Origin of the sequence: Mycolicibacterium palauense (assembly GCF_002592005.1) — a bacterium.
Taxonomy (GTDB): Bacteria; Actinomycetota; Actinomycetes; order Mycobacteriales; family Mycobacteriaceae; genus Mycobacterium; species Mycobacterium palauense.
On sequence record NZ_NVQF01000011.1, the window covers coordinates 14,736 to 41,324 of the forward strand.

At 69.7% G+C, this 26,589-nt stretch carries 23 protein-coding genes; 1 reads left to right on the plus strand and 22 read right to left on the minus strand.

Features of this window, described 5'->3' with window-relative positions; all coding sequences use genetic code 11:
* Positions 1–3: 3 nt before the first annotated feature.
* The 20 genes from nuoL to CSR00_RS06740 all read right to left on the minus strand — a co-directional run bounded on the left by nuoL (position 4) and on the right by CSR00_RS06740 (position 20,595).
* Positions 4–1,896: an NADH-quinone oxidoreductase subunit L gene (nuoL, locus tag CSR00_RS06645; protein WP_099021605.1), complete on the minus strand. Its 1,893-nt coding sequence runs from the start codon at positions 1,894–1,896 to the stop codon at positions 4–6.
* Positions 1,897–1,905: 9 nt separating this feature from the next.
* Positions 1,906–2,205, minus strand: coding sequence for an NADH-quinone oxidoreductase subunit NuoK (nuoK, locus tag CSR00_RS06650; RefSeq protein WP_099021606.1), 300 nt, complete (start codon positions 2,203–2,205; stop codon positions 1,906–1,908).
* Positions 2,202–2,993, minus strand: a complete 792-nt coding sequence (locus CSR00_RS06655) for an NADH-quinone oxidoreductase subunit J (protein WP_099021607.1) — start codon at positions 2,991–2,993, stop codon at positions 2,202–2,204. The genes nuoK and CSR00_RS06655 overlap by 4 nt, the downstream gene beginning before the upstream one ends.
* Entirely contained in the window at positions 2,990–3,511 is a 522-nt protein-coding gene (gene nuoI, locus CSR00_RS06660) for an NADH-quinone oxidoreductase subunit NuoI (RefSeq protein WP_099021608.1), read from the minus strand. Before nuoI ends, CSR00_RS06655 begins: the two co-directional genes overlap by 4 nt.
* Entirely contained in the window at positions 3,504–4,733 is a 1,230-nt protein-coding gene (gene nuoH / locus CSR00_RS06665) for an NADH-quinone oxidoreductase subunit NuoH (RefSeq protein ID WP_099021609.1), read from the minus strand. The genes nuoI and nuoH overlap by 8 nt, the downstream gene beginning before the upstream one ends.
* Entirely contained in the window at positions 4,730–7,138 is a 2,409-nt protein-coding gene (locus CSR00_RS06670; RefSeq protein ID WP_099021610.1) for an NADH-quinone oxidoreductase subunit G, read from the minus strand. Before CSR00_RS06670 ends, nuoH begins: the two co-directional genes overlap by 4 nt.
* Positions 7,135–8,487: an NADH-quinone oxidoreductase subunit NuoF gene (nuoF, locus tag CSR00_RS06675; RefSeq protein WP_328514685.1), complete on the minus strand. Its 1,353-nt coding sequence runs from the start codon at positions 8,485–8,487 to the stop codon at positions 7,135–7,137. The genes CSR00_RS06670 and nuoF overlap by 4 nt, the downstream gene beginning before the upstream one ends.
* The gene (nuoE, locus tag CSR00_RS06680) at positions 8,488–9,243 is read right to left on the minus strand and encodes an NADH-quinone oxidoreductase subunit NuoE (protein ID WP_099021611.1); all 756 of its coding nucleotides are present in this window, start codon (positions 9,241–9,243) and stop codon (positions 8,488–8,490) included. It lies immediately after the preceding gene.
* Positions 9,240–10,553: an NADH dehydrogenase (quinone) subunit D gene (gene nuoD / locus CSR00_RS06685; RefSeq protein ID WP_099021612.1), complete on the minus strand. Its 1,314-nt coding sequence runs from the start codon at positions 10,551–10,553 to the stop codon at positions 9,240–9,242. The genes nuoE and nuoD overlap by 4 nt, the downstream gene beginning before the upstream one ends.
* Positions 10,553–11,185 (minus strand): NADH-quinone oxidoreductase subunit C, encoded by a 633-nt coding sequence (locus CSR00_RS06690; RefSeq protein ID WP_099021613.1) that lies wholly within the window; start codon positions 11,183–11,185, stop codon positions 10,553–10,555. Before CSR00_RS06690 ends, nuoD begins: the two co-directional genes overlap by 1 nt.
* Positions 11,186–11,199: 14 nt before the next feature.
* Positions 11,200–11,754, minus strand: coding sequence for a NuoB/complex I 20 kDa subunit family protein (locus CSR00_RS06695; protein ID WP_099021614.1), 555 nt, complete (start codon positions 11,752–11,754; stop codon positions 11,200–11,202).
* Positions 11,755–11,759: 5 nt separating this feature from the next.
* Complete coding sequence (locus tag CSR00_RS06700) at positions 11,760–12,119, minus strand: NADH-quinone oxidoreductase subunit A (protein ID WP_099021615.1); 360 nt, start codon at positions 12,117–12,119, stop codon at positions 11,760–11,762.
* Positions 12,120–12,318: 199 nt separating this feature from the next.
* Complete coding sequence (locus CSR00_RS06705; protein ID WP_099021616.1) at positions 12,319–12,729, minus strand: Rv3143 family two-component system response regulator; 411 nt, start codon at positions 12,727–12,729, stop codon at positions 12,319–12,321.
* 94 nt (positions 12,730–12,823) lie between these two features.
* Positions 12,824–14,230 (minus strand): phosphotransferase, encoded by a 1,407-nt coding sequence (locus tag CSR00_RS06710; RefSeq protein ID WP_245905873.1) that lies wholly within the window; start codon positions 14,228–14,230, stop codon positions 12,824–12,826.
* A 1-nt stretch (position 14,231) separates the two neighbouring features.
* Positions 14,232–15,473 (minus strand): acyl-CoA dehydrogenase family protein, encoded by a 1,242-nt coding sequence (locus CSR00_RS06715; protein ID WP_099021617.1) that lies wholly within the window; start codon positions 15,471–15,473, stop codon positions 14,232–14,234.
* Between the two features lie 13 nt (positions 15,474–15,486).
* A complete protein-coding gene (locus tag CSR00_RS06720) occupies positions 15,487–16,143 on the minus strand; it encodes a TetR/AcrR family transcriptional regulator (RefSeq protein ID WP_099021618.1) in 657 nt (218 codons plus the stop codon).
* Positions 16,144–16,146: 3 nt separating this feature from the next.
* Positions 16,147–17,064 (minus strand): hydroxymethylglutaryl-CoA lyase, encoded by a 918-nt coding sequence (locus tag CSR00_RS06725; protein ID WP_099021619.1) that lies wholly within the window; start codon positions 17,062–17,064, stop codon positions 16,147–16,149.
* On the minus strand, positions 17,061–18,266 hold the full coding sequence (locus CSR00_RS06730) for a CaiB/BaiF CoA transferase family protein (protein WP_099021620.1): 1,206 nt from the start codon (positions 18,264–18,266) through the stop codon (positions 17,061–17,063). The genes CSR00_RS06725 and CSR00_RS06730 overlap by 4 nt, the downstream gene beginning before the upstream one ends.
* Entirely contained in the window at positions 18,263–19,480 is a 1,218-nt protein-coding gene (locus CSR00_RS06735; RefSeq protein ID WP_099021621.1) for an alpha/beta hydrolase family protein, read from the minus strand. The genes CSR00_RS06730 and CSR00_RS06735 overlap by 4 nt, the downstream gene beginning before the upstream one ends.
* A complete protein-coding gene (locus CSR00_RS06740) occupies positions 19,480–20,595 on the minus strand; it encodes a homogentisate 1,2-dioxygenase (RefSeq protein WP_099021622.1) in 1,116 nt (371 codons plus the stop codon). Before CSR00_RS06740 ends, CSR00_RS06735 begins: the two co-directional genes overlap by 1 nt.
* Positions 20,596–20,809: 214 nt before the next feature.
* Here CSR00_RS06740 and CSR00_RS06745 point away from each other — a divergent pair, with 214 nt between their 5' ends.
* Positions 20,810–22,762: an aconitate hydratase gene (locus tag CSR00_RS06745; RefSeq protein ID WP_099021679.1), complete on the plus strand. Its 1,953-nt coding sequence runs from the start codon at positions 20,810–20,812 to the stop codon at positions 22,760–22,762.
* Here CSR00_RS06745 and CSR00_RS06750 read toward each other — a convergent pair.
* Complete coding sequence (locus CSR00_RS06750) at positions 22,759–24,015, minus strand: metal-dependent hydrolase family protein (protein ID WP_099021623.1); 1,257 nt, start codon at positions 24,013–24,015, stop codon at positions 22,759–22,761. The genes CSR00_RS06745 and CSR00_RS06750 overlap by 4 nt on opposite strands.
* A gap of 14 nt (positions 24,016–24,029) precedes the next feature.
* Positions 24,030–26,489, minus strand: a complete 2,460-nt coding sequence (locus CSR00_RS06755) for an arylsulfatase (RefSeq protein WP_099021624.1) — start codon at positions 26,487–26,489, stop codon at positions 24,030–24,032.
* Positions 26,490–26,589: the final 100 nt, after the last annotated feature.

Genomic DNA, 26,589 nt, shown 5'->3' on the forward strand with positions numbered 1-26,589 from the left:
CCCTCACCACACCCTCACCGCCAGAATCAGCGCCACGATCAGCGCGGCACCGCCCAGCATCGACAGCGCGTAGGAACGGGCGAAACCCGTCTGCAGGCGGCGTAATCCGGCGGACAGGGCGGCCACCGCGGCGGCCAGGGCACTGCCGGCGCCGTCGATGCCACGGTTGTCGAGGGTCACCAGGTCGCGGGTGAGCTGTTGGCCGGGCCGCATGAACACCGCCTCGTTGACCGCGTCGCCGTACAGGTCGCGCCGCGCGGCGACGGTCAGCGCGGAGACATCCTCGGGGGCCGTCTCGGGCACCGTCGCGGCGTACATCCGGTAGGCGAGACCGACCCCGACGGCGACCACCGACAGGGTGATCGCCGTCAGCGCCCAGATCGGGATCCCGAGGTGGGCCTCGTGGGCGCCGGCGGGGTTGACGACCGGCTCCAGCCAGTGCGTGAGGGTGCCGCCGACGGCCAGCACGGCTCCGGCGCCCACCGAGCCGACGGCCAGGATGATCATCGGGACGGTCATCACCGCGGGGGCCTCGTGCGGGTGGGCGCCGGCGGCCTCCTCGGTCCAGCGGCGCGACCCGAAGAAGGTCATCAGCATGACCCGGGTCATGTAGAAGGCGGTGATACCCGCGCCCAGCAGGGCCGCCCCGCCCAGCAGCGCGCCGCGCAGTCCGCCGGCGGCGAACGCGGTCTCGATGATGGCGTCCTTGGAGAAGAATCCGGCCAGCGGGGGGATCCCGATGATGGCCAGATAGCCGAGCCCGAACGTGAGGAAGGTGATCGGCAGGACGTTGCGCAGGCCGCCGAAGCGGCGCATGTCGGTCTCGTCGGCCATGGCGTGCATCACCGACCCGGCCCCCAGGAACAGTCCCGCCTTGAAGAAGCCGTGGGTCAGCAGGTGCATGATCGCCACCGCGTAGCCGGCCGGGCCCAGCCCCGCGGCCAGCACCATGTAGCCGATCTGACTCATGGTGGACGCGGCCAGGGCCTTCTTGATGTCGTCCTTGGCGCAGCCGATGATCGCCCCGAACAACAGGGTGACGGCCCCGACGATCACCACAGCGGTCTGCGCGGCCGGCGCCAGGTCGAACACGGGACCCGACCGCACGATCAGATACACCCCGGCGGTGACCATCGTCGCGGCGTGGATCAGCGCCGACACCGGGGTGGGGCCCTCCATCGCGTCGCCGAGCCAGGACTGCAGCGGCACCTGGGCGCTCTTGCCGCAGGCGGCCAGCAGCAGCAACAACCCGATCGCCGTCAGGGTGGTGTCACCGAGCCGGGGGGCGGCGGCGAAAACGCCGGCGTAGGAGATGGATCCGACAGTCGCGAACATGACCATCACCGCGACCGCCAGGCCGACGTCGCCGACCCGGTTGACCACGAACGCCTTCTTGGCCGCGGTCGCCGCGCTCGGTTTGGACGACCAGAATCCGATCAGCAGGTAGGAGGCCAGACCGACGCCCTCCCAGCCGACGTAGAGCCCCAGGTAGTTGTCGGCCAGGACCAGCAGCAGCATCGCGGCCACGAACAGGTTCAGGTAGGCGAAGAACCGCCGCCGATCCGGATCGTGGGCCATGTATCCGATCGAGTAGATGTGGATCAGCGCGCCCACCCCGGTGATCAGCAGCGCGAAACACACCGAGAGCTGGTCCAGTTGCAGGCCGAAGTCGACCCGTAGCTCGCCCACCGGAACCCAGGAGAACAGCACCTGGTGCACGGTGCGGTCCTCGGCGGGTCGCCCGAGCAGTCCGGCGAAGGCCGCCACCGCCACGCCGAAGGCCGCCACCACGGTGGCGCAGCCCAGCAGGTGGCCCCACCGGTCGGTGCGCCGCCCACCCAGCAGCAGCACCACCGCCCCGGCCAGCGGCGCCACGATCAGCCAGACCAGTCCCATCCTCGCCCCCTAGTGGCGCAGCAGGTGCGCGTCGTCGACGTTGGCGTTGCGTCGGGTGCGGTAGATGGTCATGATGATCGCCAGCCCGACGACCACCTCGCAGGCCGCGACCACCATGGTGAAGAACGCCACCACCTGCCCGTCGAGGTGCCCGTGCATCCGGGAGAAGGTGACGAAGGCCAGGTTGGCGGCATTGAGCATCAACTCCACACACATGAACATCACGATCGCGTTGCGCCGCAGCAGGACTCCGGCGGCGCCGATGGTGAACAGCAACGCCGACAGGTACAGGTAGTTCGCGGGGTTCATGGGTGGCTCCCGCCGTCCCCGGGGGTCTCGGGAGCGACGCCGCGCCGGGTCAGGATGGCGCTGACCGAGACGGCCGCCTCGGTGCCGTCGGGCAGCCGGCCCGGGATGTCGACCGCGTTGTGGCGGGCGTAGACGCCCGAACCCGGCAGCGTCCCCGGATACCGTGCCGGATCGAAGCCGGGGCCGGTGTCGGGGTCGGCGCCGGTGTCGAGGTTGCGGAACCGCGCCTCGGCGAGCTCGCGTTGGGTCTTTCGCCTCTCGAAGCGTTCCCGGTGGGTGAGCACCATGGCCCCCAGCGCGGCGGTGATGAGCAGGGCGCTGGTCAACTCGAACGTCCACAGATAGCGGGTGAAGATCAGTGCCGCCAGTCCCTCGACGTTGCCGCCGGCGTTGGCCTCGGCCATCCCGGCGAAGCCGGCGCCGGGGGCGGCGAACGCGGTTCCGATCCCGGCGATCAGCAGGACTCCGAAACCGACGCCCAGCACGATGGCCGAGACCCGCTGGCCGCGAATCGTTTCGACCAGTGACTCCGAGGAGTCGACGCCGATCAGCATGAGCACGAACAGGAACAGCATCATCACCGCGCCGGTGTAGACCACCACCTGGACCACCCCGAGGAACAGCGCATCCTGTGCGACGTAGAGCACCGCCAGGCTGATCATGGTGGAGGCCAGGAAGATCGCCGAGTAGACGGCCTTCGGCGCGGCCACCACCCCGATCGCCCCGGCCACCGCCAGCACCGCCAGCACCCAGAACACGACGGCCTCGGTGGTGGAGGTGGCGGTCACCGGCGTACCCCGTCCGGGGTGACGTTGCCGAGGTAGTAGTCGTCGTCGGTGGCGTCGGTGGCCATCGGGTGTGGAGGCGCGTCCATCCCCGGCTGCAGGGGGGCCAGCAGCTTGTCCTTGCCGTAGATCAGGTCGGCACGGTTGTCGTCGGCCATTTCGTAGTCGTTGGTCATCGTCAGGGCGCGGGTGGGGCAGGCCTCGATGCACAGCCCGCAGCCGATACAGCGCAGATAGTTGATCTGGTAGACGCGCCCGTAGCGTTCGCCGGGGGAGTAGCGCTCCGCCTCGGTGTTGTCGGCGCCCTCGACGTAGATGGCGTCGGCCGGGCACGCCCAGGCGCACAGCTCACAGCCGATGCACTTTTCCAGGCCGTCGGGGTAGCGGTTGAGTTGGTGGCGGCCGTGGTAGCGCGGCGCGGTCGGGCGTTTGTCGTCGGGATACTGTTCGGTGATCGGGCGCTTGAACATCGAGCCGAGCGTGACACCGAAACCGGCGACGGTGTCGAGCAGCTTAGACACGGGTTGTCTCCTCGGATCGAGGTGGCAGTGGGGGCACGGGGAAGCCGGTGGACGCCAACGGGTTCGGGGCGCGCCGATGGCGGCGTGCGCGGCGGTGCCGGTTCCACAGCGCGGCCAGTCCGATGACCGCGAGGAAGAACCCGACGTAGAGCACGGCGGTGGTCCACGGGGCGGCCCCGCCGGACCGCAGGGTGTGCGCCAGGGCGACCACCATGATCCAGGTCAGCGACAGGGGGATGAGCAGTTTCCAGCCCAGCGCCATGAACTGGTCGTAACGCAGGCGGGGCAGCGTGGCGCGCAGCCACATGTAGAAGAACAGGAACGCCCAGACCTTGGCGACGAACCAGATCAGGGGCCACCAGCCGGTGTTGGCGCCCGGGATCAGGCTGATCGGCCAGACCGCATGCCAGCCGCCCAGGAACATGGTGGTGGCCAGCGCGGAGACGGTGGTCATGTTGACGTACTCGGCGAGCATGAACATCGCGAACTTCAGTGAGCTGTACTCGGTGTGGAAGCCGCCGACCAGTTCGCCCTCGGCCTCGGGCAGATCGAACGGGGCCCGGTTGGTCTCCCCGACCATGGCGGTGACGTAGACTAGGAACGACGGCAGCAGCAGGAACACGAACCAGGTGTGGGTCTGGGCGGCCACGATTCCCGAGGTCGACATGGTGCCGGCGTAGAGGAACACCGCGGCGAACGAGAGCGCCATGGCGATCTCGTAGGACACCACCTGCGCCGAGGAGCGCAGCCCGCCCAGCAGGGGATAGGTCGACCCCGAGGACCAGCCGGCCAGCACGATGCCGTAGACGCCGATCGAGGTGACCGCCAGCACGTAGAGCACCGCGACGGACAGGTCGGTCAGCTGCAGCGGGGTGCGGTGGCCGAACACGCTGACCACCGGCCCCATCGGGATCACCGCGAACGCCAGGATGGCCGGGATGACGGCGATCACCGGGGCCATCAGGTAGATGGGTTTGTCCACCCCGGCCGGGGTCAGGCCCTCCTTGAGGGCCAGTTTGACGCCGTCGGCCAGGCTCTGCAGCAGCCCGTACGGGCCGACCCGGTTGGGTCCGTAGCGCAATTGCATGCGGCCGAGGATCTTCCGTTCGGCCAGGATCGCCACCAGCACGGTCAGCAGCAGGAACGCGAACACGCCCAGCGCCTTGGCCAGGATCAGCCACCACGGGTCGTGCCCGAACACGGTGGGGTCCGGGTAGGTCATGACACCTCCCCGCGGCAGATGCCGACGACCGCGCCGGCGCCGGCGCCCAGCGTGGCGTACACCGCCGAGCCGGGGGAGTTGGTGGGCAGCCACACCACCCGGTCCGGCATCGGGGTGATCACCAGCGGCACCACGATGGCTCCCCGGTCGGTGCGGACCGACACCAGATCCCCGTCGCCGGCGCCGATCTCGGCCGCGGTCGCCGCCGAGAGGCGGGCCACGACCGGGCGGGCGGTTCCGGCCAGGTACGGCTCACCGTCCTGCAGGCGACCCCGGTCCAGCAGCATCCGCCACGTCGCCAGTACCGCCTGCCCGGCCGCCGGTGGCGGCGAGTCGGCCGTGTCGGCCCCGAGGTCCGTCCCGACATCGGTGGCCACGTCCGTCGTCGCGGACCAGCTGCCCAGGCCGGCCAGCTCGTCATGGGCCCGCTCGGCGGTGCGGACCCCCAGATCCACTCCGAGTTCGTCGGCCAGGATCGCCAGGACCCGCAGGTCGGGTGTGGCGTTGGTGGTCAGGGCGGGGCCGAAGGCGCGCTGTCGGCCTTCCCAGTTCAGGAACGAGCCGCCCTTCTCGGCCACCGGGGCGACGGGGAACACGACGTCGGCCAGGTCGGTGACGGCACTCTCGCGCAGCTCCAGGCTGACGACGAACGGGGCGGCCGCGACCGCGGCCCGGGCGGCGGCCGGGTCGGGCAGGTCATCCAGTTCGACGCCGCCGATCACCAGCGCGTCGAGCTCCCCGGCGGCGGCCGCTTCGAGGATTCCCGCAGTGTCGCGTCCGGGCCCGTCCGGCAGGGCGTCGACGTTCCACGCCGCGGCGATGCGGGCCCGGGCCCGCGGGTCGGCCACCGGATGGCCGCCGGGCAGCAGGGTGGGCAGACAGCCCGCCTCCAGCGCGCCGCGTTCTCCGGCCCGGCGGGGCACCCAGGCCAGGCGCGCCCCGGTCCGGTCGGCCAGCCGGGCCGCCGCCGACAACGCGCCCGGGGCCGCGGCCAGCCGCTCCCCGGCCAGCACCACCGCGCCGGCGGGCAGGTCCAGGGATTCCAGGGCGGCGGCCTCGGCGCCGGGCGCGGTGGATATGAGCTCGCCGTCGAGCTTGTCCAGCCCCCGGGACCGCAACGGGCCGACGGCACGCACCCGCAGGCCGTGCTTGCGGACGGCCTTGCGCAGCCGCAGGAAGACGATCGGCGACTCCTCCTCGGGTTCGAAGCCGCACAGCAGCACCTCCGGTGCCCGCTGCAGCTCGGCGTAGCCGACCGGGGCCGGCCGGCCGGCGACGCGGCCGGCGAGGAACCGGGCCTCCTCGGCGCTGTGGGCGCGGGCGCGGAAGTCGATGTCGTTGGTGTCGAGCACGATCCGGGCGAACTTCGAGTAGGCGTAGGCATCCTCCACGGTGGCCCGGCCGCCGACGAGCACCCCGGCCCGCCCGGACGCCATCGGGGTGGCCGCGGAGAGTCCGGCGGCGGCCACCCCGATGGCCTCCGACCACGACGCCGGCCGCAGGGTGCCGTCGGCGTCGCGCACCCGCGGGGTGGTGACGCGGTCGCCGACTCGGGCGTAGGTGAACGCCCAGCGTCCCTTGTCGCAGTTCCACTCCTCGTTGACCTCGGGATCGTCGCCGGCCAGGCGGCGCAGGACGGTGCCGCGGCGGTGATCGGTGCGCTGGGCGCAGCCCGAGGCGCAGTGTTCGCACACGCTCGGCGAGGACACCAGGTCGAAGGGCCGGGCGCGGAACCGGTAGGCGGTGCCGGTCAGCGCCCCCACCGGGCAGATCTGCACGGTGTTGCCGGAGAAGTAGGAGTCGAACGCCTCCCCGGTGGCGATGCCGACCTGCTGCAGCGCCCCCCGCTCGAGCAGCTCGATGAAGGGATCCCCGGCGATCTGGTTGGAGAAGCGGGTGCACCGCGCGCACAGCACGCAGCGCTCGCGGTCCAGCAGCACCTGGCTGGACAGGCTGATCGGCTTGGGGAAGGTGCGTTTGACGTCGACGAACCGCGATTCGGCGCGGCCGTTGGACATCGCCTGGTTCTGCAGCGGGCACTCGCCGCCCTTGTCGCAGACCGGGCAGTCCAGCGGGTGGTTGATCAGCAGTAGTTCCATCACGCCGTGCTGCGCCCTGTCGGCGGCCTCGCTGGTGTACTGGGTGTGCACCACCATGTCCGGGGAGACGGTGGTGGTACACGATGCCATCGGCTTGCGTTGGCCCTCCACTTCGACCAGACACTGCCGGCACGCACCGACGGGGTCCAGCAGCGGATGGTCGCAGAACCGCGGGATCTGCACGCCGATCAGCTCGGCGGCCCGGATCACCAACGTGCCCTTGGGAACCGACACGTCCACACCGTCGATGGTCAGGTGGACCATCTCGACGTCGGTGTCGTCCCGTGCGCTGTCGGCCAGTGTCATGCCCCCACCTCCTGCGGCGCGTCCAGCATCGAGGCGTAGGGGTCGAACGGGCAGCCGCCGGCCAGGTGTGCCTCGTATTCGGCGCGGAAGTGCTTCAGCGAGCTCATGATCGGGCTGGCGGCGCCGTCGCCGAGCGCACAGAACGACTTGCCGAGGATGGCGTCGGAGATGTCCAGTAGCGTGCCGAGGTCCCGCTCGGTTGCCCGGCCGGTCTCCAGCCGTTCGTAGATCTGGGCCAGCCAGTAGGTGCCCTCCCGGCACGGGGTGCACTTCCCGCAGGACTCGTGGGCGTAGAACTGTGTCCAGCGACGGACCGCCCGCACCACGCAGGTGGTTTCGTCGAAGATCTGCAGCGCCTTGGTGCCGAGCATCGACCCGACCGACGCCATTCCCTCGTAATCCAGTGGTACGTCGAGATGTTCGGCGGTCAGCAGTGGTGTCGACGAGCCGCCCGGGGTCCAGAACTTCAGTTCGTGGCCCGCGCGTACCCCACCGGCGTACTCCAGCAGCTCGCGCAGCGTGATGCCCAGCGGGGCCTCGTACTGTCCCGGCGCCGCGACGTGCCCCGACAGCGAGTACAGCGTGAACCCGGGGGACTTCTCCGAGCCCATGGACCGGAACCAGTCCACCCCTGCGAGCACCACCGGCGGAACCGAGGCGATGGACTCGACGTTGTTGACCACCGTCGGGCACGCGTACAGGCCGGCCACGGCCGGGAAGGGCGGGCGCAGCCGGGGCTGGCCACGCCGGCCCTCCAGGGAGTCCAGCAGCGCCGTCTCCTCACCGCAGATGTAGGCGCCGGCACCGGCGTGCACGATCAGGTCCAGGTCGAAGCCCGAGCCGGCGATGTCGTGCCCGAGGAAGCCGGCCTCGTAGGCCTCGGCGACGGCGTTCTGCAGCCGCCGCAACACCGGCACCACCTCGCCGCGCACGTAGATGAACGCGTGGCGGGCCCGGATCGCGTAGGCGGCGATGACCGCACCCTCGATCAGGAAGTGCGGAGCCGACAGCATCAGCGGAATGTCCTTGCAGGTGCCCGGCTCGGATTCGTCGGCGTTGATGACCAGGTAGTGCGGTTTGGCCCCGGCGCCGGTGTCGTCCTGGGGGATGAACGACCATTTGGTCCCGGTCGGGAAACCGGCCCCGCCCCGGCCCCGCAGCCCCGACTCCTTCACCAGTGCGATGACGTCGTCGGGATCCATCGCCAGCGCCTTGGCCAGGGCGCGGTAGCCGTCGTGGCGGCGGTACGTCGCCAGGGTCCAGGACTCGTCCTCGTCCCAGAATCGGCTCAGGACGGGGGTCAGCGCGGTGTTGGGCATCGCGGTGTTGGGCATCGCGGTGTTGGGCATTCAGTCTCCCGATTCCGTTGCAGCCGGGTCGGTGCCGTCGGTGAGCGGGGGAGCCACCATGCCGCGTTCGCGGGCGATCCGCAGCCCGGCCAGGGTGGCGGGGCCCGCCGGCCCCGTCTCGCCGTGTCCGGCGGGCAGACCGGCCAGCATGCGTGCGGTCTCGGAGAAGCCGCACAGCGGTGCGCCGCGGGTGGGACTGACCTGCCCGCCCGCCCGCAGGGCGTCGACCAACTCGCGCGCGCCGGCCGGTGTCTGGTTGTCGAAGAACTCCCAGTTGACCATGATGACCGGCGCGTAGTCGCAGGCGGCGTTGCACTCGATGTGTTCCAGCGTGACGGCGCCGTCCGCGGTGGTCTCACCGGGCTCCAGTCCGAGGTGCTGCTCCAGTGCCTCCAGGATCGCGTCGCCGCCCATCACCGCGCACAGCGTGTTGGTGCACACGCCGACCAGATAGGTGCCGGTGGGCGTGCGGCGGTACATCGAGTAGAAGGTGGCCACCGCGCTGACCTCCGCCTCGGACAGGCCCAGTTGTGTTGCACAGAAGCCGATTCCGGCGGACGTCAGGTACCCGTCCTCGGCCTGCACCAGGTGCAGCAGCGGCAGCAGCGCCGAGCGCGGTTGCGGGTAGCGGTCGATGATCGCCGCGGCCTCGGCGGCCAACCGCTCGGTGACATCGGCGGGGTAGGCGCGCGGCCCGCCGATCGGCGGTCCGGGCTCGTCCGGGCGCGGGCCGAGTTGCAGGTCCACGGAGCTCATCGGTCCACCCCTCCCATGACCGGGTCGATCGAGGCGACCGCGGAGATCACGTCGGCGACCATGCCGCCCTCGCACATCGCCGCGACCGCCTGCAGATTGGTGAAGGACGGATCGCGGTAATGCACGCGGTAGGGCCGGGTGCCGCCGTCGGAGACCATGTGCACCCCGAGTTCGCCGCGGGGGCTCTCCACCGCCACGTAGCACTGCCCGGCGGGGACCCGGAATCCCTCGGTGACGATCTTGAAGTGGTGGATCAGGCCCTCCATCGAGGTTCCCATGATCCGGGCGATGTGGGCGGGGCTGTTGCCCAGCCCGTCGGGCCCCAGGGACAGATCGGCGGGCCAGGCCAGTTTCTTGTCGTCGATCATCACCGGTCCGGGTTCCAGGCGCTCCACACACTGCCGGACGATCCGCAGCGACTCGTTCATCTCCTTGACCCGGATCAGGTAGCGCCCGTAGCAGTCACAGGCGTCGTCGGTGATCACATCGAACTCGTAGTCCTCGTAGCCGCAGTAGGGCTGGGCCTTGCGCAGATCGTGGGGGAGTCCGGCCGAGCGCAGGACGGGCCCGGTGATGCCCAGCGCCATGCACCCCGTCAGGTCCAGATAGCCGATGTCGCGGGTGCGGGCCTTCCAGATGGCGTTCTCGCGCAGCAGCTCCTCCAGCTGGCGCAGGTGTCCGGGCAGCACGTCGAGCAGCTCGGTGACCCGGGTGACGCCGTCCTCCGGTAGGTCGTCGGCCAGGCCGCCGGGGCGGATGTAGGCGTGGTTCATCCGCAGCCCGGTGATCGCCTCGAAGACACCGAGGATCAGCTCCCGTTCCCGGAAGCCGTAGAACATCGCGCTCATCGCGCCCAGTTCCATGCCACCGGTGGCCAGGGCCACCAGGTGGCTGGAGATGCGGTTGAGCTCCATCAGCATCACCCGGATCACGTTGGCGCGCTGGGGGATCTGGTCGGTGATGCCGAGCAGGCGTTCCACGCCCAGGCAGTAGGCCGTCTCGTTGAAGAACGGTGAGAGATAGTCCATCCGGGTGACGAACGTGACGCCCTGCGTCCAGGTGCGGAACTCGAGGTTCTTCTCGATTCCGGTGTGCAGATAGCCGATACCGCAGCGCGCCGAGGTGACGGTCTCGCCCTCGATCTCGAGGATCAGCCGCAGCACCCCGTGGGTGGACGGATGCTGGGGGCCCATGTTGACCACGATCCGCTCGGCGGCATCCGGGGCCGCGTCCCGGGCCAGGGCCACGATCTCGTCCCAGTCCTGGCCACCGAGGGTGATCGTGGTGCCGGAGAAGTCGGTTCCGGTCATCAGTGGTAGGCCCTCCGTTGATCCGGTGGGGGGATCTGGGCGCCGTGGTACTCGACGGGCACCCCACCGAGGGGGTAGTCCTTGCGCTGCGGGTGCCCCACCCAGTCGTCGGGCATCTCGATGCGGGTCAGCGCGGGATGCCCGTCGAAGACGATGCCGAAGAAGTCGTAGGTCTCGCGTTCGTGCCAGTCGGTGGTCGGATACACCGACACCAGCGAGGGCACGTGGGGATCGGTGTCGCCGCAGGCCACCTCGAGCGCGATGCGCCGGTTGTGGGTGATCGACATCAACGGGTAGAACGCGCGCAGCTCCCGCCCGGCCGCGTCGGGGTAGTGCACCCCCGACACCCCGGCGCAGAGCTCGAACCGCAGTCCGGGGTCGTCGCGCAGCGCCCGCGTCACCGCGACCAGGTGCCCGCGGTGCACCTCCAGGGTGAGCTGTCCGGCGTCCACCACCACCCGGGGCACCGCCTCGTTCAGGTCGATACCGGCCCCGGCGAGCATCTCGGCCAACCGGTCGACCACCTCGTCGAAGTACCCGCCGAAGGGGCGCGGACTGCTCTGGGGTGCCTGCTGCTCGCGCACCAGCCTCCCGTAGCCCGAGGTGTCCCCGGACCCCGACACCCCGAACATGCCCCGCCGCGCGCTCACCGCAACAGTCCCTTCAACTCCAGGGTTGTCGGGGCGGCCAGGGCGGCCCGCTCGGTGGCGGCGACGACCTCGTCGCGGTGCACGCCCAGGGGCATCTCCGCGATCTTGGCGTGCAGCGTCAGGATCGCGTGCAGCAGCATCTCCGGGCGGGGTGGACAGCCGGGCAGGTAGATGTCGACCGGGACCACGTGGTCGACGCCCTGCACCACCGCGTAGTTGTTGAACATCCCCCCGCTGGAGGCGCAGACCCCCATTGCCAGCACCCACTTCGGTTCGGCCATCTGGTCATACACCTGCCGCAGCACCGGGGCCATCTTCTGACTCACCCGACCGGCCACGATCATCAGATCGGCCTGCCGGGGCGTCGCCGAGAACCGCTCCATGCCGAACCGGGCAAGGTCGAACCGCGGGCCCGCGGTGGCCATCATCTCGATGGCGCAGCAGGCCAGCCCGAATGTCGCCGGCCACAACGAGCCCTTGCGGACGAATCCCGCGACCTTCTCCACCGTGGACAGCAGGATGCCGCCCGGCAGTTGTTCCTCCAGTCCCATGCGCCTCAGTCCCAGTCCAGACCGCCGCGCCGCCACACGTAGGCGTAGGCGACGAAGACGGTGAGCATGAACAACACCATTTCCACCAGCGCGAACACCCCGAGTTGGTCGAAGGCGACGGCCCACGGGTACAGGAACACGATCTCGATGTCGAACACGATGAACAACATCGCGGTCAGGTAGAACTTGATCGGAAACCGGCCCGCGCCGGCGTCCTGGACCGCCGGTTCGATGCCGCATTCGTAGGCCTGCAGTTTGGCCCGGTTGTAGCGCCGGGGCCCGATCGCCAGCGCGATCCCGACCGATCCGACCGCGAACGCCGTCGCGATCGCGCCGAGAACCAGGATGGGGACGTAGAGATTCATCCGGCCGTATCGCTCCTCGCTGGGCTGTGGATGTGAGCTCAGACACAGCCTAGCGATCTTGACTGCCGGGTTGGCCTATTTCGATAGGATCGATCACGAAATATCGGCGTTCCGCCGCTGCCTGCATGGATTGCGAACAATCAAGGGGCGCTGTGATTTTGGCGGGCGTGTCCGGGCAGTGGCGTCGGTGGCTACGTGCCTACACTGACGCGCGAAGCAGGCCGACCACGGCGTCACCGAGGCGGATCGGGTCGATGGGGTGGGGCACCGCCGCGTCCGCGCGGGACCATTTCGCCAGCCAGGCGTCGTCGGCGCGGCCGGTCAGGACCAGGATCGGTGGGGGGTCGGCGACCTCGTCCCTGATCTGCTTGGCCACTCCCATCCCGCCCGCCGGGGTGGCCTCACCGTCGAGGATCGCCACATCGATCCCGCCGGCGTCGAGTTGCTGGACGACCACGGGTGCGGTCGCGACCTCGACGTAGCTCAGCTCGGGCAGCTCCGGGTGAATCCGCCTGCCGAGGGCGAGCATCACCTGCTCGCGGGTGCGCGCGTTGCTGCTGTACACCAGGACGCGAAGCGCGGCGGCGGGTGTCGGCCGGGGATCGGGCACATCGCCGATGCTACAAACAATTCCCTTCCGGCCAGCGCACTTTGATCAACCCCGGGATCGACCCGGCCCGTACAGCATTCTCACAGCGGGTCGGCTACGTCGGAGGCGGCGGTGCTCCCGGTCGGTGCGCCGCGTATCCGGGGTGGGCCGCCGCGAGCCGATGGCGCACCAACACGGTCAGGCAGGAGGCCAGCGCATCGCGCCGGTCGTCGAAATCGCCGCGGCGCACCGCGGCGGCCAGCGCGGCCTCGTCGGCCACGCCGAGACCCGCGAGTGCCGCGGTGACCGCCGAGGTGTCGGTCGAGTCCAGTTCGCGCTGCACCATGCGCAACGCGTTGGCGGCCACGCGGGCGTGGAAGTTGACCTGCCCGGTGGTGGCCGCCCGCACGTCGCCGTCCAGGAAGTCGGCCACGGCGGTGACGAGTTCGGCGGCGGTGGGGCGTCCGTGCGGTCCCGGGCGCGCCGCCGGCGCGGTTGCCGGGTGGGCCGCCGGGTGTTGGAGCATTGGGGAGGCCACCGAATCCAGCAGCTCGAGGAGATCCCATTCGGTTTCGCAGACCCGCCGGTCGATGGTGGCCAGCTCGACCGACGGGGTCTGCCCCGAGAGGTGACGTTCGGCCTGATAGCGGCAGATGACCCCCCAGCGCAGGGTCGCCAGCACCAGCCACCAGTGGAAGGTGTCGCGGTCGACGGGCGTCGCGGAGGCCTCCCGGTAGGCGGCCAGGAAATCCTCGATCGGCCCCAGGCCGCCGGCCCCGCGGTCGCCGCCGGCGCCGAATCGCCAGGCCCGGATGCAGAACCAGGCCAGGTCCTCGGCCGGGTCGCCGGCGTGCACCAGCTCCCAGTCCAGCACCGCGGCCAGGCCCCGGTCGTCGACGATCAGGTTGCCCATCCGGAAGTCGCCGTGCACCAGGGTGGGCGTCGACGCGGGCGGTCGTCGCGCCTGCAGCCAGCGAAACGCCCACTCGAAGGTCGCCGTGGTGTCGCCCATCGCGTCCAGCTCGGCCCGCCACTGCGCCAGCGGGTCGGTGGGGGACAGGCCGGCCTCGGCCGGGTCGGTGCGGTGTACGGCCGCCAGGGCGGCCGCACACTGGTGGAGCAGCCGGGCCCGGCCGTCGTCGTCGAGGCTGCGCTGGATGCGGCGCACGATCGTCTCACCGGGGATCTCGGTGCAGATCAGGTACGGATTGCCCAGTAGTTCAGCGGAATTGGATGCCACCAGGATCTCGGGGACCGGGGTGCCCGCCGCATCGGCGAGTGTCTGCACGCGGGCCTCCAGTTCCATGCCGGCGTGCACCTCGTCGGGCGGGCCGGTGCGCAGGATCAACCCGCGCGCCCCGGTGCCGGTGTCGGCGGTGAACGCCCAGGTGGTGCGGCTGGCGCCGCCGGTGAGCCGGCGCAGCGCCGAGACCGAGACGTCGGCGCCCAGCACCGGGCGCAGCGCGGTCCTCAGGCGCTCCTGCAGGTCGGTTTCTGCCGGTTCGGACCTGGCGGCGGTCACGTCAGCCCCGCCGGCCGAACTTCAGCATGCGCTGGGCGACCCTGCGGATCTGGATCTCCTCGGCGCCCTCGGTGATCCGGTAGCGGCGGTGGTGACGGTAGATGTGCTCGAAGGGTTCGTGCCGGCTGTACCCGACGCCGCCGTGGATCTGCATGGCCCGGTCGGCGGCCTCGCACACCAGTCGGTTGGCCCGGTAGTTGGCCATCGAGACCTTGTCGGAGACCTCCATGTGATGGTCGCGGTCCAGGTGCCAGGCCGCGTAATAGACCAGCAGTCGCACCATCTGAGCCTCGGTCTGCAGTTCGGCCAGCGGCCACTGCACGGCCTGGTTCACCGACAGCGGTTTGCCGAACACCACGCGGTCACCCGCGTAGTCGGCGGCCCGGTCGATGCAGTACTGGGCCGCACCCAGGCTGCTGGCCGCCTGGCGGATGCGGTTCTCGTGCAGGAACGTCTGCCCGACCGCCAGACCGTGATCGACCTCGCCGAGCACGGCGTCGGCGGGCACCCGGACGTCGTTGAGTTCGACCTCGCCGTGGTCGCTGGGCATGTTGAACGTCCACCAGTAGTAGGGCACCTCGAATCCGTCGGCGTCGGTGGGAACCAGAAACGCGGTGATCCCGGTGGCCTGCCCGGCCGCACCGGAGGTGCGCGCGAACACCAGGTCGTGGGTGGCGCGGTGCACCCCGGTGTTCCAGCGTTTGGCCCCGTTGATCACCCACTGGTCTCCGTCGCGTTCGGCGCGGGTCTCCAACCAGGTGGCATCCGAGCCGTGGTCGGGTTCGGTGAGGCCGAACGCCATCGAACGCTCACCGGTGATCAGCGCCTCGCACCAGTCCTCGCGCTGCTGGTCGGTGCCGAACCGCGACATCATGATCACCTGCGGGAAGTTGCCCACGATCGAGGACTCGTCCTGCAGGTCGTTGTGCAGGCCGAGCCCCCGATGTGCCAGGTGCTCCCGGATGACGGCCATGTCAAGGTTGGTGCCGTCCCGGCCGCCGAACTCGGCGGGCAGCCCGTAGCGCAGCCACCCGGCCGCGTCGGCGCGCCGGCGCATCTCGTCGAGCAGGTCCTCCCACTCGCGTCGTGGTATCCCGCCGCGCTCGAGATCGGTGCGGGCGAACTCGCGCCGCCGGTCGAAGTACTGCATGTGCTCGCGTTCCAGCGGTTTGATCTCCGCCTCGATGAAGGCGTCCATGTCGGCGAGCAGCTCGGGAAGATGTTCGGGCAGAGTGAAATCCACGCTGATGACTCTCCTAGTCTCCGTAGAGGGTGTCTCCCCCGAGGGTGTCTCCCTGGGTGTCTCCGTAGAGGGTTCTCTTCCAGATCGTTGCCAGGGTGCGCACCGCGTCCTCGTCGGTGGGGTGCACCCCGAGTGCCCCGGCGGCCGGCCGGAGGTAGACGGTGGTGAAGTTCTCGAACAGCAGGGACATCGCGAGCGCGATGTGGTCGGGATCGAGGTCGGCCCCGTAGCCCTGCTGCTGGGCACGCAGCACCGACGCCCTGACGATGTTCATGCCGAACCGGCGGAATTCGTTCTGGACGGTGGCGAAGCGCTGCTGGGTGGCGCCGAGCTGCGCCACGGCGATCATGATCCCGAGGTTCTGCTTGAAGGTGCTCCAGTACTCGGTGACCGCGGCGGTGAAGTACTCGTCGTCGTCGGGGGAGTCCGGCAGCGGCACCTGCGGCCCGGTGCTCGCGACGAGGTGCTGCAGGAAGGACCCCGCCAGCACCGCCAGCAGGTCCTCCTTGTCGTCGAAGTAGCGGTAGAACACCGCCGGGGATTTGCCTGCCGCCGTGGTGATGTCCGACAGGGTGGTGCCGTGGAAACCGCGCTCGGCGAACAGCTTCCGGGCCGCCTGTGCGATGGCCTCGCGGGTCTGGCGGCCCTTGGTGCTCAGCTCGCGCGGCACGGCTCAGCCCGTGATCCGGTCGCCGGCCCGCAGCAGTGCGCTGGGCAGTGCGTGACCGACGACGGTGGCGGCGACGCCGGCCGCGTCGATGGCGCGCTGCAGGTCGACACCGGTCTCGATCCCGCTGTCGCGCAGCAGGTAGACCAGGTCCTCGGTGGCGATGTTGCCGCTGGCGCCGGGGGCGAACGGGCATCCGCCGAGGCCGCCGGCCGAGGCGTCCAGCCGGGTCACCCCGGCCTGCACGGCGGCGTATGCGCTGGCCAGACCCGATCCGCGGGTGTTGTGGAAATGGGCCCCCAGCGGGGTGTCGGACACCCCGTCGGACAGGAGGGGCCGAACCTGCTCGATCAGCGCGCTCACCCGGCGAGGTGTCGCCGTGCCGATGGTGTCGGCCAGGGCGATGCGGTCGGCGCCGAGCTCGCAGGCCGCGGTGACGATGTCGACCACCCGGTGGGCGGGGGTGGGGCCGTCGTAGGGGCAGTCCCAGGCCGTGGCGATGATGACCTCGACGGAGGCCCCGCCGTCGTGGGCGATGCGGGCGACGTCGGCGATGGCCGCGGTGGCCTCCCGGGTTCCGCGGCCGACGTTGGCGCGGCTGTGCGAGTCGGCGGCCGAGACCACGTATTCGATCGAGCCGAGTCCGGCCGCGATCGCCCGTTTCGCACCGTTGGGGCTGGCCACCAGCGCGGAGAACTCGATGGTGTCGAATCGCGCGAGCTCGGCGGCCAGTTGCTCGGCGTCGGCCAGCGCGGGCACCTTGCTCGGTGAGACGAAGGCGGTGGCCTCCACCTCGCGGACCCCGGTGGCCGCGACCGCTTCGAGCAGCTCGATCTTGGCGGACAACGGGATCGGGGCTTCGATCTGCAGGCCGTCGCGCAGGCAGACCTCGCGGATGGTGACCGCGGCGGGTAGGTCACTCACAGCACTCCCTCCTGTGCGAGCTGCTCGAGCTGTTCGGCGGTGCGTCCGAGCAGGCCGCGGTAGATCTCGTCGTTGTGCTGGCCCGGCCGCGCGGGTCCGGCTCCGCGGATGGTGCCGGGGGACTCCGAGAGCACCGGTACCACGCCGGGGCCCTTGACGTTGCGGCCGACACGTTCGTCCCAGTGGTCGGCGATCATTCCGCGCGCCCGCAGCTGAGGGTCGCGCACCACCTCGGCCACGGTGTTGATGGGTCCGGAGATGACCCCGGCCGCCGACAGCGTCTCGATGATGTCGCCCGGCTGCCGCTGCGCGGCCCAGTCGCCGATGAGCTTGTCCAGCTCGTCCTGGTTTCGGCCGCGCGCCAGGTGGTCGACGAACCGGTCGTCCTCGGCGAGCTCGGGCCGGCCCATCGCCGCGCACAGACGCCGGAACACGGTGTCCTGGTTGGCGGCGATCACCACCCAGCTGCCGTCGGCGGAACGGTAGATGTTCGACGGTGCGATGCCCTCCAGCCGGGTGCCCGACGGGCCGCGGACCACCCCGCCGACGTCGTAGTCGGGAATGGTCGACTCCTGCACCGCCAGGCAGGATTCGGTGAGGGCGGCGTCGACCACCTGCCCCTCGCCGGTGACGGTGCGGCGGTACAGCGCGGCCAGGGCTCCCTGCGCGGCGAACATGCCGGCCAGGCTGTCGCCCAGCGACAACGCCAGCCGCGGCGGGGGTCCGCCCGGGAAGCCGTTCATGTGCCGCAGTCCGCTGGCGGCCTCGGCGACCGAGGCGTACCCGGCCTTGGCCGACTCCGGTCCGGTCTGGCCGTAGCCGGACACCCGCACCAGGATGATCCCCCGGTTGCGCTCGCGCAGGACGTCGTAGCCGAGGTTCCACTTCTCCAGCGTGCCGGGCCGAAAGTTCTCGACGATCACATCGGAGCGTTCGACCAGGTCCAGGAACAGTTCACGGCCCCGGGGCTCGCGCAGGTTCAGGGTGACGGCCTTCTTGTTGCGGGCGTGCACCGTCCAGAAGAAGTGGTGCCCGTCGAGTTCGGCCTGGCCCCAGGTGCGCAGCGGGTCCGGTTGGCCCGGCGGCTCGATCTTGATCACCTCGGCGCCCATGTCCCCGAGGAGCCGGCCGGCGAAGGGCCCGGAGATCAGCGTGCCGACCTCGATGACGCGCACACCGTCGAGGGGACCCGTCGGGGTCATGCCGGAGCTCCGGAGAACCCGTGCCGCGCCAGCCAGTCGGTGCAGATGCCGACCGCCTCGCGCAGGTGCTCCCGCTGATCGGGGCCGGTGTAGTAGTGGTTGGCACCGGGAATCTCGTGCATCTCCTTGTCGGGATGGCCGATCGCCTCGAAGATCCGGCGGGTGTGGCTGGGGGTGCAGGCGTCGTCGGCGAGGTTGCCGATCACCAGCGCGGGTATCGCGATCTCGGGTCCGGCCTCGACGGCGTCGCCGTTGGCGTCGTCGTAACTCCACTGCGACAGCCAGCTGCGCAGGGTGCAGAACCGGGCCAGGCCCACGGGACTGTTGTTCACCACCCGAGGATCCCCCAGGTAGCAGGTCCCGGGGGTGCGTTCGTTGGGATCGACCGCGGGGTCGAGCCAGCGGGGGTCGGCCATCGTGCCGTGTACGACGAAGGCGAATTCGGCCACGTCCGCACCGGGGGCGCCGCTCGCTCTGAGCTCGGCCAGTTTGTCCTTGACCCACGCGGTGATTCGGCGGTTTCGGGCGATCTGGGCGGCGCGATAGCGCTGCAGGAAGTCCGCCGAGTACGGCGGCTGGTTGGGGTTGTCGGGGTTGTACAGGTCCAGCTCGGGATCCCGGTCGGTGGGATCGGACTCGTCGAGGATCGAGGCGTCGAGCCACTCGGTCATCGTCCCGTGCCGACTGATGTGGGCGGCCAGCAGCATGATGCCGTCGGCGGGGATGAGCCCCAGCTTGGTCAGGTCCGGACCGTCCCCGGACGGGCTGGCGGTCACCGTCGGGTGCTGGGCCTGCTGTTGGTAGAACACCGACAGTGAGCCGCCGCCGCTCCAGCCCGCGAGCACGACCTTCGAATAGCCCAGCCGGTTCTTGGCGTCCTTGATGCACTCGCCGAGATCCTCGACGACCTTCTCCATCAGCAGCGCCGAGTCGGTACCGCGGAAACGGCTGTTGCAGTAGATGACGTGGTGTCCGGCGCGGGCCAGGGCGTTGATCATCGGCAGGTAGGCACCCCCGCCGATCGGGTGCATGAACACCAGCACGGTGTCCGACGGCGCGTCCTTGGGCCGCAGTAGGTAGCTCTCCAGCACCACCAGTTCGGCGAGGCCGCCGTACACATCGCGGACCGTTGAATTGTTTTGGAAGGCAACCAGATAGGGGATTCGGTCGTATTCGTGCCGGACGGGGGCCGGAACCTTCTCGGCCGTGGTCATCAGTGTTGCCCCAGATCGTTGGCCAGGACCTCGGCCGAGGGGACGAGCCGCGCGCGGGTATCGATCGCGATCACCTTCCAGTCGACGCTGTCGAACTCGTCGAACTTACGGCGCGCGCGTTCACGTGCCTTCTCTGGGGCGCCGTGGTGCACGCCCTGCGGGGCGTGCGAGATCAGCCCCGGCGGCATCGGGATGCCGTAGAGGGAGCCACCGTGGAAGAACGCGATCTCGTCGAAGTCGACGTTGCGGTGAAACCACGGCGTGCGTTCGGTTCCCGGGACACCCTCGGCGGGCTTGGGCAGGAAATTCATCACGTACACCCCGGTGGCCTGCATGAACAGATGCACGGTGGGAGGCAGGTGCACGCTGTCGGAGGTCACCACGTTGTAGTCGGCGATGTTGAAGGTGAAGGCGAAGTTGTCACCGCGCCAGCCTTCGACGTCGAGCGGATGGTGGGCGTAGTAGAGCGTCGTCGTGCCGATGCCGTCGATCGGGCGATGCATCAGCCGCACCTCGTACTCGCCGTCGACCCGTGGGCCGTCACCGTCGTCGACGGGCGCCGGCTCGGGAACCGTCGCCTGCGAGGGGTCGAACGGGAAGTGCCGGCCCAGGGGCCCCGGCGGCGGTACCCGGAACTCGTCGGTGGCCTCGATCATCAGCAGCGTGGTCTCGCTCGTGGGGGCCTGGCGGAAGGTGCAGGCCTTCGGCAGGTAGATCCAGTCGCCGTCGCGGTAGTCCAGCGGTCCGAATTCGGTTTCCAGCCGGCCCGCTCCGTGGTGTACGAAGCACAGCAGGTCGCCGTCGACGTAGCGGGCGAAGTAGGGCATCGCCTCGTTGCGCCGGGACAGGTGGATGCGGCAGTCGGCGTTGGAGAACAGCAGCATCGGGGTGCCGTATGCGTCGGTGGCATCGGCGGGCTTGAGTTCGCCGGAGAGCACATCGACCGGTCGCAGCGGGCCCGCCGAGCGGTAGGCGGTGGGGTCGTGGCGGCGGTACAGGTTGGCGGTGCGTCCGGTGAAGCCGCCGCGGCCGAGTTCGTCGTCCTTGAGGCCGTCGAGGTCGGCGTGCAGGCGCCGCGGTGTCGTGCCTTTGCGCAGGTGGACGAACGATTCCATGAGGTAGGCTCCCGGCCCTGGGGGACAAAACTAAAGGTGACATTACTTTTTGTTCTGTCCGGGTACAAGGGTGTGGGTTGCGCTCCGGCGTGGATGGGTACGGCGATGGGTACGGCTCTGATACGCGGGGCGGTGTTCGCCGACCGTGTTGCCCCGCAGCCCGACGGAAGACGACACCATGCCTGCCAACACCGCGATGCCTGCCAACACCGCGATGCCTGCCAACATCGCCCGGAAACTGATCGAGTCGCACCTGGTGTCCGGGGAGATGACCCCCGGCGAGGAGATCGCGATCCGCATCGACCAGACGCTCACCCAGGATGCCACCGGGACGCTGGTCATGCAGGAACTCGAAGCGCTCGGACTGGACCGGGCCAGGACCGAGGTCAGCGTCCAGTACGTCGACCACAACCTGCTGCAGACCGACGAGAAGAACGCCGAGGACCACGACTACCTGCGCACCGCCGCCGAACGATTCGGCATCTGGTTCTCCAAACCCGGCAACGGGGTGTCCCACCCGACCCACATGCAGCGGTTCGGCATCCCGGGCACGACGATGGTGGGGTCGGACTCGCACACCCCGGCGGCCGGCTCGCTGGGCATGCTGGCCATCGGCGTCGGTGGGCTGGAGGTGGCGCTGGCCATCGCCGGCGAGCCGCTGCACCTGCGCATGCCGGAGATCTGGGGGGTGCGCCTCGACGGTGAACTACCACCGTGGTGCTCGGCCAAGGACGTCATCCTGGAGATGCTGCGTCGCCACGACGTCAAGGGCGGCCTGAACCGGATCATCGAGTATCACGGGCCCGGCCTGGCGGGGCTGACGGCGATGGACCGCCACGTGATCGCCAACATGGGCGCCGAACTGGGCGCCACCACCACCGTCTTTCCCAGCGACGAGGCCGTCCGTGATTTTCTGAGGGCCGAGGGCCGCGAGGACGACTTCCGCGAACTGAGCGCGGATTCCGGTGCCGGCTATGACATCGACGAGACCATCGACCTGGCGGAACTGGAACCGCTGATCGCCAAGCCGTCCTCGCCGGGCAATGTGGTGCCGGTGCGCGAGGTGGCCGGGGAGGAGGTCTCCCAGGTGGTGATCGGCTCCAGCGCCAACCCCGGGCTGCGCGACTTCGCCATCGCGGCGGCGATGGTGGCCGGACGCCAGACCGCGCCCGAGGTCAGTTTCGACGTGAATCCGACCTCCCGGGAGATCCTCACCGATCTGACCAGGATGGGCGCCGCCACCGAACTGGTGATGGCGGGCGCGCGGATCCACCAGGCCGGGTGCATGGGATGCATCGGGATGGGCCAGGCCCCGGCCAGCGGCCGAAACTCCCTGCGCACCATGCCCCGCAACTTCCCGGGCCGGTCGGGCACCAAGGAGGACTCGGTGTGGCTGTGCTCGCCGGAGACGGCCGCGGCCTCCGCGCTGACCGGGGTGATCACCGACCCCCGCCGGTGGGCCGAGGACACCGGGCTCGACTATCCGGTGCTCGATCTGCCGGCCGAACGTTCGGTCAACACCGCGATGCTGGTCGCCCCGCCGGAGCCCGAGGCGGCGCAACACGTGGAGCTGGTGAAGGGGCCGAACATCTCCAGCCTGCCGGAACTGCCACCCCTGCCGGACCGGATCGAGGCGCCGGTGCTGCTCAAGGTCGGTGACAACATCTCCACCGACGAGATCTCCCCGGCGGGCGCCCGGGCCCTGCCGTTCCGTTCCAACGTTCCCAGGCTGGCAACGTTCAGCTTCACCCAGATCGACGAGACCTACCCCGACCGTGCGCTGAAGAACCAGGAGAGCGGCCACATCGTGGTCGGCGGGGACAACTACGGGCAGGGTTCCTCGCGTGAGCACGCGGCGATCGCGCCCCGCTACCTGGGGTTGCGCGTGGTGATCGCCAAATCGTTCGCCCGGATCCATTGGCAGAACCTGGCCAACTTCGGTGTGCTGGCCCTGGAATTCGAGGACCCCGCCGACTACGACGGCATCGACCGGGACGACGTGCTGCGCCTCACCGACCTGCGCGACACCCTAACCGCCAAACCGGGACTGCACGTCGAGAACCTCACCAGGAAGACCTCGTTCCCGGTGCGCCACCGGCTTTCGGCACGCCAGATCGACGACGTACTGGCCGGCGGCCTGATCCCGCGGCTGGCGGCCGCGGGCTAACCGGTCAGGGTGTTCTTGACGATCACCCCGTTCTTCACGATGGCGGCGAGGCCCTTCTCTGCATCGGCGAGGACGGCGAGGTCGGCCGTGGGATCGCCGTCGACCAGCAGTACGTCGGCCCACGCCCCGGGGGTGATCTCGCCGAGGCGGGCCGACTTGTACGGATCGCGTTCCCCGGACAGGCGCAGCAGGGTGGCGTTGCCCGACGTCACCATGGCGAGCGCCTCGACATTGCTGACGTACTCGCCCAGGCGGGCCACCATCTCGCTTTGGCGCCAGACGTTCGCCGGTTCGAACAGCAGGTCGGTTCCCCAGGCCAGCTTCACTCCGTGCCGCTTGGCCCAGTCGTAGATGTGCGGGGTGCCACCGCAGATCTCGCGGTTCTTCTCCGCGCTCGCCGGGTTGGCGAAGGTGTGGTCGTGTTCGGCGAACGGCTGCGTGGACAGCCAGACCTCGCGCTCGGCCAGCAGCGCGATCGTCGCCTCGTCGGCCAGGTGACCGTGCTCGATCGATTTCACGCCGGCCTCCACGGCACGGTGGATGCCGGTGACGTTGTAGACGTGGGTGGCCACGTAGGTCCCGTAGTCGGCGGCCGCCCGCACCGCCGCGCGCATCTCCTCGGTCGTGAACTGAACCGTGTACAGCGGATCGTAGAGCGACGCGGCACCCCCGCCGGCCATCAGCTTGATCTGCGAGGCGCCCAGTTTGAGCTGTTCACGTACCGCCGCCAGAACCCGGTCGGGCCCGTCGGCCACCCGCATGAATCCGATGGTCTCGGCGCGGGACTCGATGCCGCCCAACGCCGTCGGGCGCTCGTAGACGAAACCGAAATCGCCGTGACCGCCGGTCTGTGAGATCGCGGCCTGGCTGGGGTAGATCCGTGGGCCCAACTCCGGCTCACCGTCGATGACCGTCCGGATGCCCTCGGTGTCGCCCGCCATGTCGCGCACGGTGGTGAATCCGCGCAGCAGGGTGCCCCTGGCGCGGGCCAGGGTGGTGGCCGCCAGCTGGGTCTGGGACGCCGTCGCCAGATCGAGCAGGGTGTTGGCCATCCCGACCAGGTGGGCATGGGCGTCGATCATCCCCGGCATCAGCACCCGGTCCGCCCCGTCGATGACCGTGGTCACGCCCGACTCCGCGATCGGCGAGGTGTCGACTGCGGCGATCGTCGGTCCGTCGATGAGTACGTGTCCGGGTTCGAGGCGCCGCGAAAGGCCGTCGAAGATGCGGACATTCTTGATCAGGACACCCATGCCGACCCCCGTACCTACTGTTTGGCCATGGCGATGTTGAACCGGTCCTCGGCGGTGATCAGGTGGTCGTGGCTGTCCTCGCCGAGATCGATCTGCACCCAGTCGATCACGCCGGTGAACGCGTTGCCGGTCGGCCCGTAGTCGGTGGAGGCCGGTGACCCGGTGTCACAGCCGACGTCACAGGCCTCGTCGGCCGAGAAGGCCATGGGCTGAGTGCGTTTGACCCGCCCGCTGCCGACGGCCTCGCCGTCGTAGTAGAGCGTCACCTTCGCCCCCTTGCCCAATCCGCCTCCGTCGTAGACGAACTCCATCCGGACCTGGTGCTTGCCGGGCGGGATCTTCCTGGACGCCTTCACGATGAAGTAGTCGATGCCCAGGAAGTTGTAGCAGTATCTGAGTCGGCCCTCGTGGGCGTAGAGGGTCCAGCCGCCGGCACTGCCGCCCTGGGTGACGATCACTCCGCCGGCACCGCCCTTGGGGACGTCGATGTTCGCGGTCACCGAGTGCGACTTGTTCTTCAGCGAGAGCACACACCATTCACTGACCCGCATGCCCGAGAACAGCAGCTGAGTGTTGCCCTTGATCAGCTGGGGGCGGCCGGCGATGTCGGGATTGATGCGTTCGAACCCGCGGTCGTCGAGTGGCACGACGTTGTACTTGGTGGCCTCGATCAGCCACAGGCGTTGCAGCTCAGCCAGTTTCTCGGGGTGCTCGGCGGCAAGATCGTGTGCCTGTGTCCAGTCGTCCGGGCCGTAGAGCTCCCACACGTCGTCGTCGAAGGGCGGGGGAGTGTCGGCCTTCCACGGGGTGCGGTGCTTGGTGACCGCCGTCCAGCCCTGGAAATAGATACCGCGGTTGCCCATCATCTCGAAGTACTGCACCTCGTGGGTGTCGGCGGCCCGGGCGCTGCGCAGCGAGGACATCATGCTGACGCCCTCCAGCGGCGCCTGGGCGATGCCGTTGACCGAGTGCGGGGCGGGCAGGCCGGCGGCCTCCAGGATGGTGGGCGCCACATCGATGACATGGTGGAACTGATCGCGGGTCTCACCATTGCCCAGGTTTCCGTTCGGCCAGTGCACGATTGTCCCGTTGCGGGTGCCGCCCCAGTGCGAGGCCACCTGCTTGGTCCACTGGTACGGAGCACACAGCGCATGGGCCCAGCCCACGGCGTAGTGGTTGTAGGCCGCCGGGGTGCCGAAGTCGTCGATCTTGGACAACAGGAAATCCGTCGTCTCGATCCCGGGCAGCCCGTTGAGGGTGGTCATCTCGTTGAAGCAGCCGTTGAGCGTGCCCTCGGCCGAGGCCCCGTTGTCGCCGATGATGTAGTAGATCAGCGTGTCGTCGAGCACGCCCAGGTCGGCGATCGCGTCGACGATCCGGCCCACCTCGTGATCGGTCTGCTCCAGAAAGCCGGCGTAGATCTCCATCTGTTTGGCCAGCACCGGCTTGAGGTCCTCGGGCATGTCGTCCCAGGCCGGGATCTCGTCGTGGCGGGTGGTCAGCTCGGCGTCGGCGGGCACCACTCCGAGCTTCTTCTGCTGCGCCAGGGTCTTCTCCCGCAGCGCATCCCAGCCGTCGTCGAACGCGCCGAGGTACTTGTCCGACCACTCCTTGGGAACATGGTGGGGTGCGTGGGTGGCGCCGGGGGCGAAGTACATGAAGAACGGCTTGTCGGGCATCAGCGCCTTCTGCTGGCGCACCCAGGTGATCGCGTGGTCGGCCAGGTCCTCGGTGAGCGTGTAGCCCTCCTCGGGGGTGCGCGGCGGCTCGACGGCGTTGGTGCCCTCGTACAGCCCGGGGTAGTACTGGTTGGCCTCCCCGCCGACGAAACCGTAGAAGTACTCGAAACCCGAACCGGTCGGCCAGTGGTCGAACGGCCCGACCGGGGTGACCTCCCAGCCCGGCACCTCGTGACACTTGCCGAACTGGGCGGTGGAGTAGCCGTTGAGTTTGAGCGTCTCGGCCAGCGGGGCCTTGTCCTTGGGCCGGATGCTGTTGTTGCCCGGAGCCGAGGTGGCCATCTCGGTGATGGCTCCCATCCCGACGGAGTGGTGGTTGCGGCCGGTCAGCAGCGCCTGACGGGTCGGTGAGCACAGGGCGGTGGTGTGAAACCGGTTGAGCTTGAGGCCCTCGCCCGCGAGCTGTTCGGCCACCGGGGTGTGGCAGGGCCCGCCGAACGCGGAGGACGCCCCGAACCCGACATCGTCGATCAGCACGATCAGGACATTCGGCGCGCCCTTGGGCGGGCGCAACTCCTTGATCGGCGGATACTTGGTGTTGGGGTCCTTGGCGTCATAGGTGGTCAGCCCGACGTGTTTGGTGTCCGGTATCGGCAGGTGCTCGCGGGCCAGGTGGGGTTCGGCCGGACTCGGCGGGAGCTTTTTCGCTGCCGACTTCTGCGGTGCCGATTTTTGCGGTGCCGACTTCGTGGCTGCCGACTTCTTGACTGCCGACTTCTTGACTGCCTTCGCCATGACGAGTCCTCCCTAGGCCGTTACGCGCACGGATCGCGATGTCGCGAGGACCACTCTGCCAGCACCGTGCCGGGCGGAGGCCAAAGACGGGTCTGTCGGC

Excerpts from the sequence above, each read along its gene's own strand:
- CSR00_RS06695 (WP_099021614.1), bottom strand. The coding sequence starts at position 11,754 with ATGGGACTGGAGGAACAACTGCCGGGCGGCATCCTGCTGTCCACGGTG.
- CSR00_RS06730 (WP_099021620.1), bottom strand. The coding sequence starts at position 18,266 with ATGACCCCGACGGGTCCCCTCGACGGTGTGCGCGTCATCGAGGTCGGC.
- nuoD (WP_099021612.1), bottom strand. The coding sequence starts at position 10,553 with ATGACCGGAACCGACTTCTCCGGCACCACGATCACCCTCGGTGGCCAG.
- CSR00_RS06750 (WP_099021623.1), bottom strand. The coding sequence starts at position 24,015 with ATGGGTGTCCTGATCAAGAATGTCCGCATCTTCGACGGCCTTTCGCGG.
- CSR00_RS06670 (WP_099021610.1), bottom strand. The coding sequence starts at position 7,138 with ATGACACTGGCCGACAGCGCACGGGACGACACCGACGTCGAGATGGTC.
- CSR00_RS06755 (WP_099021624.1), bottom strand. The coding sequence starts at position 26,489 with ATGGCGAAGGCAGTCAAGAAGTCGGCAGTCAAGAAGTCGGCAGCCACG.
- nuoE (WP_099021611.1), bottom strand. The coding sequence starts at position 9,243 with ATGAGCTCCGTGGACCTGCAACTCGGCCCGCGCCCGGACGAGCCCGGA.
- nuoL (WP_099021605.1), bottom strand. The coding sequence starts at position 1,896 with ATGGGACTGGTCTGGCTGATCGTGGCGCCGCTGGCCGGGGCGGTGGTG.
- CSR00_RS06690 (WP_099021613.1), bottom strand. The coding sequence starts at position 11,185 with ATGTTCGGGGTGTCGGGGTCCGGGGACACCTCGGGCTACGGGAGGCTG.
- nuoH (WP_099021609.1), bottom strand. The coding sequence starts at position 4,733 with ATGACCTACCCGGACCCCACCGTGTTCGGGCACGACCCGTGGTGGCTG.
- CSR00_RS06740 (WP_099021622.1), bottom strand. The coding sequence starts at position 20,595 with ATGGAATCGTTCGTCCACCTGCGCAAAGGCACGACACCGCGGCGCCTG.
- CSR00_RS06735 (WP_099021621.1), bottom strand. The coding sequence starts at position 19,480 with ATGACCACGGCCGAGAAGGTTCCGGCCCCCGTCCGGCACGAATACGAC.
- nuoF (WP_328514685.1), bottom strand. The coding sequence starts at position 8,487 with ATGCCCAACACCGCGATGCCCAACACCGCGATGCCCAACACCGCGCTG.
- CSR00_RS06700 (WP_099021615.1), bottom strand. The coding sequence starts at position 12,119 with ATGAATCTCTACGTCCCCATCCTGGTTCTCGGCGCGATCGCGACGGCG.
- nuoK (WP_099021606.1), bottom strand. The coding sequence starts at position 2,205 with ATGAACCCCGCGAACTACCTGTACCTGTCGGCGTTGCTGTTCACCATC.
- CSR00_RS06745 (WP_099021679.1), top strand. The coding sequence starts at position 20,810 with ATGCCTGCCAACATCGCCCGGAAACTGATCGAGTCGCACCTGGTGTCC.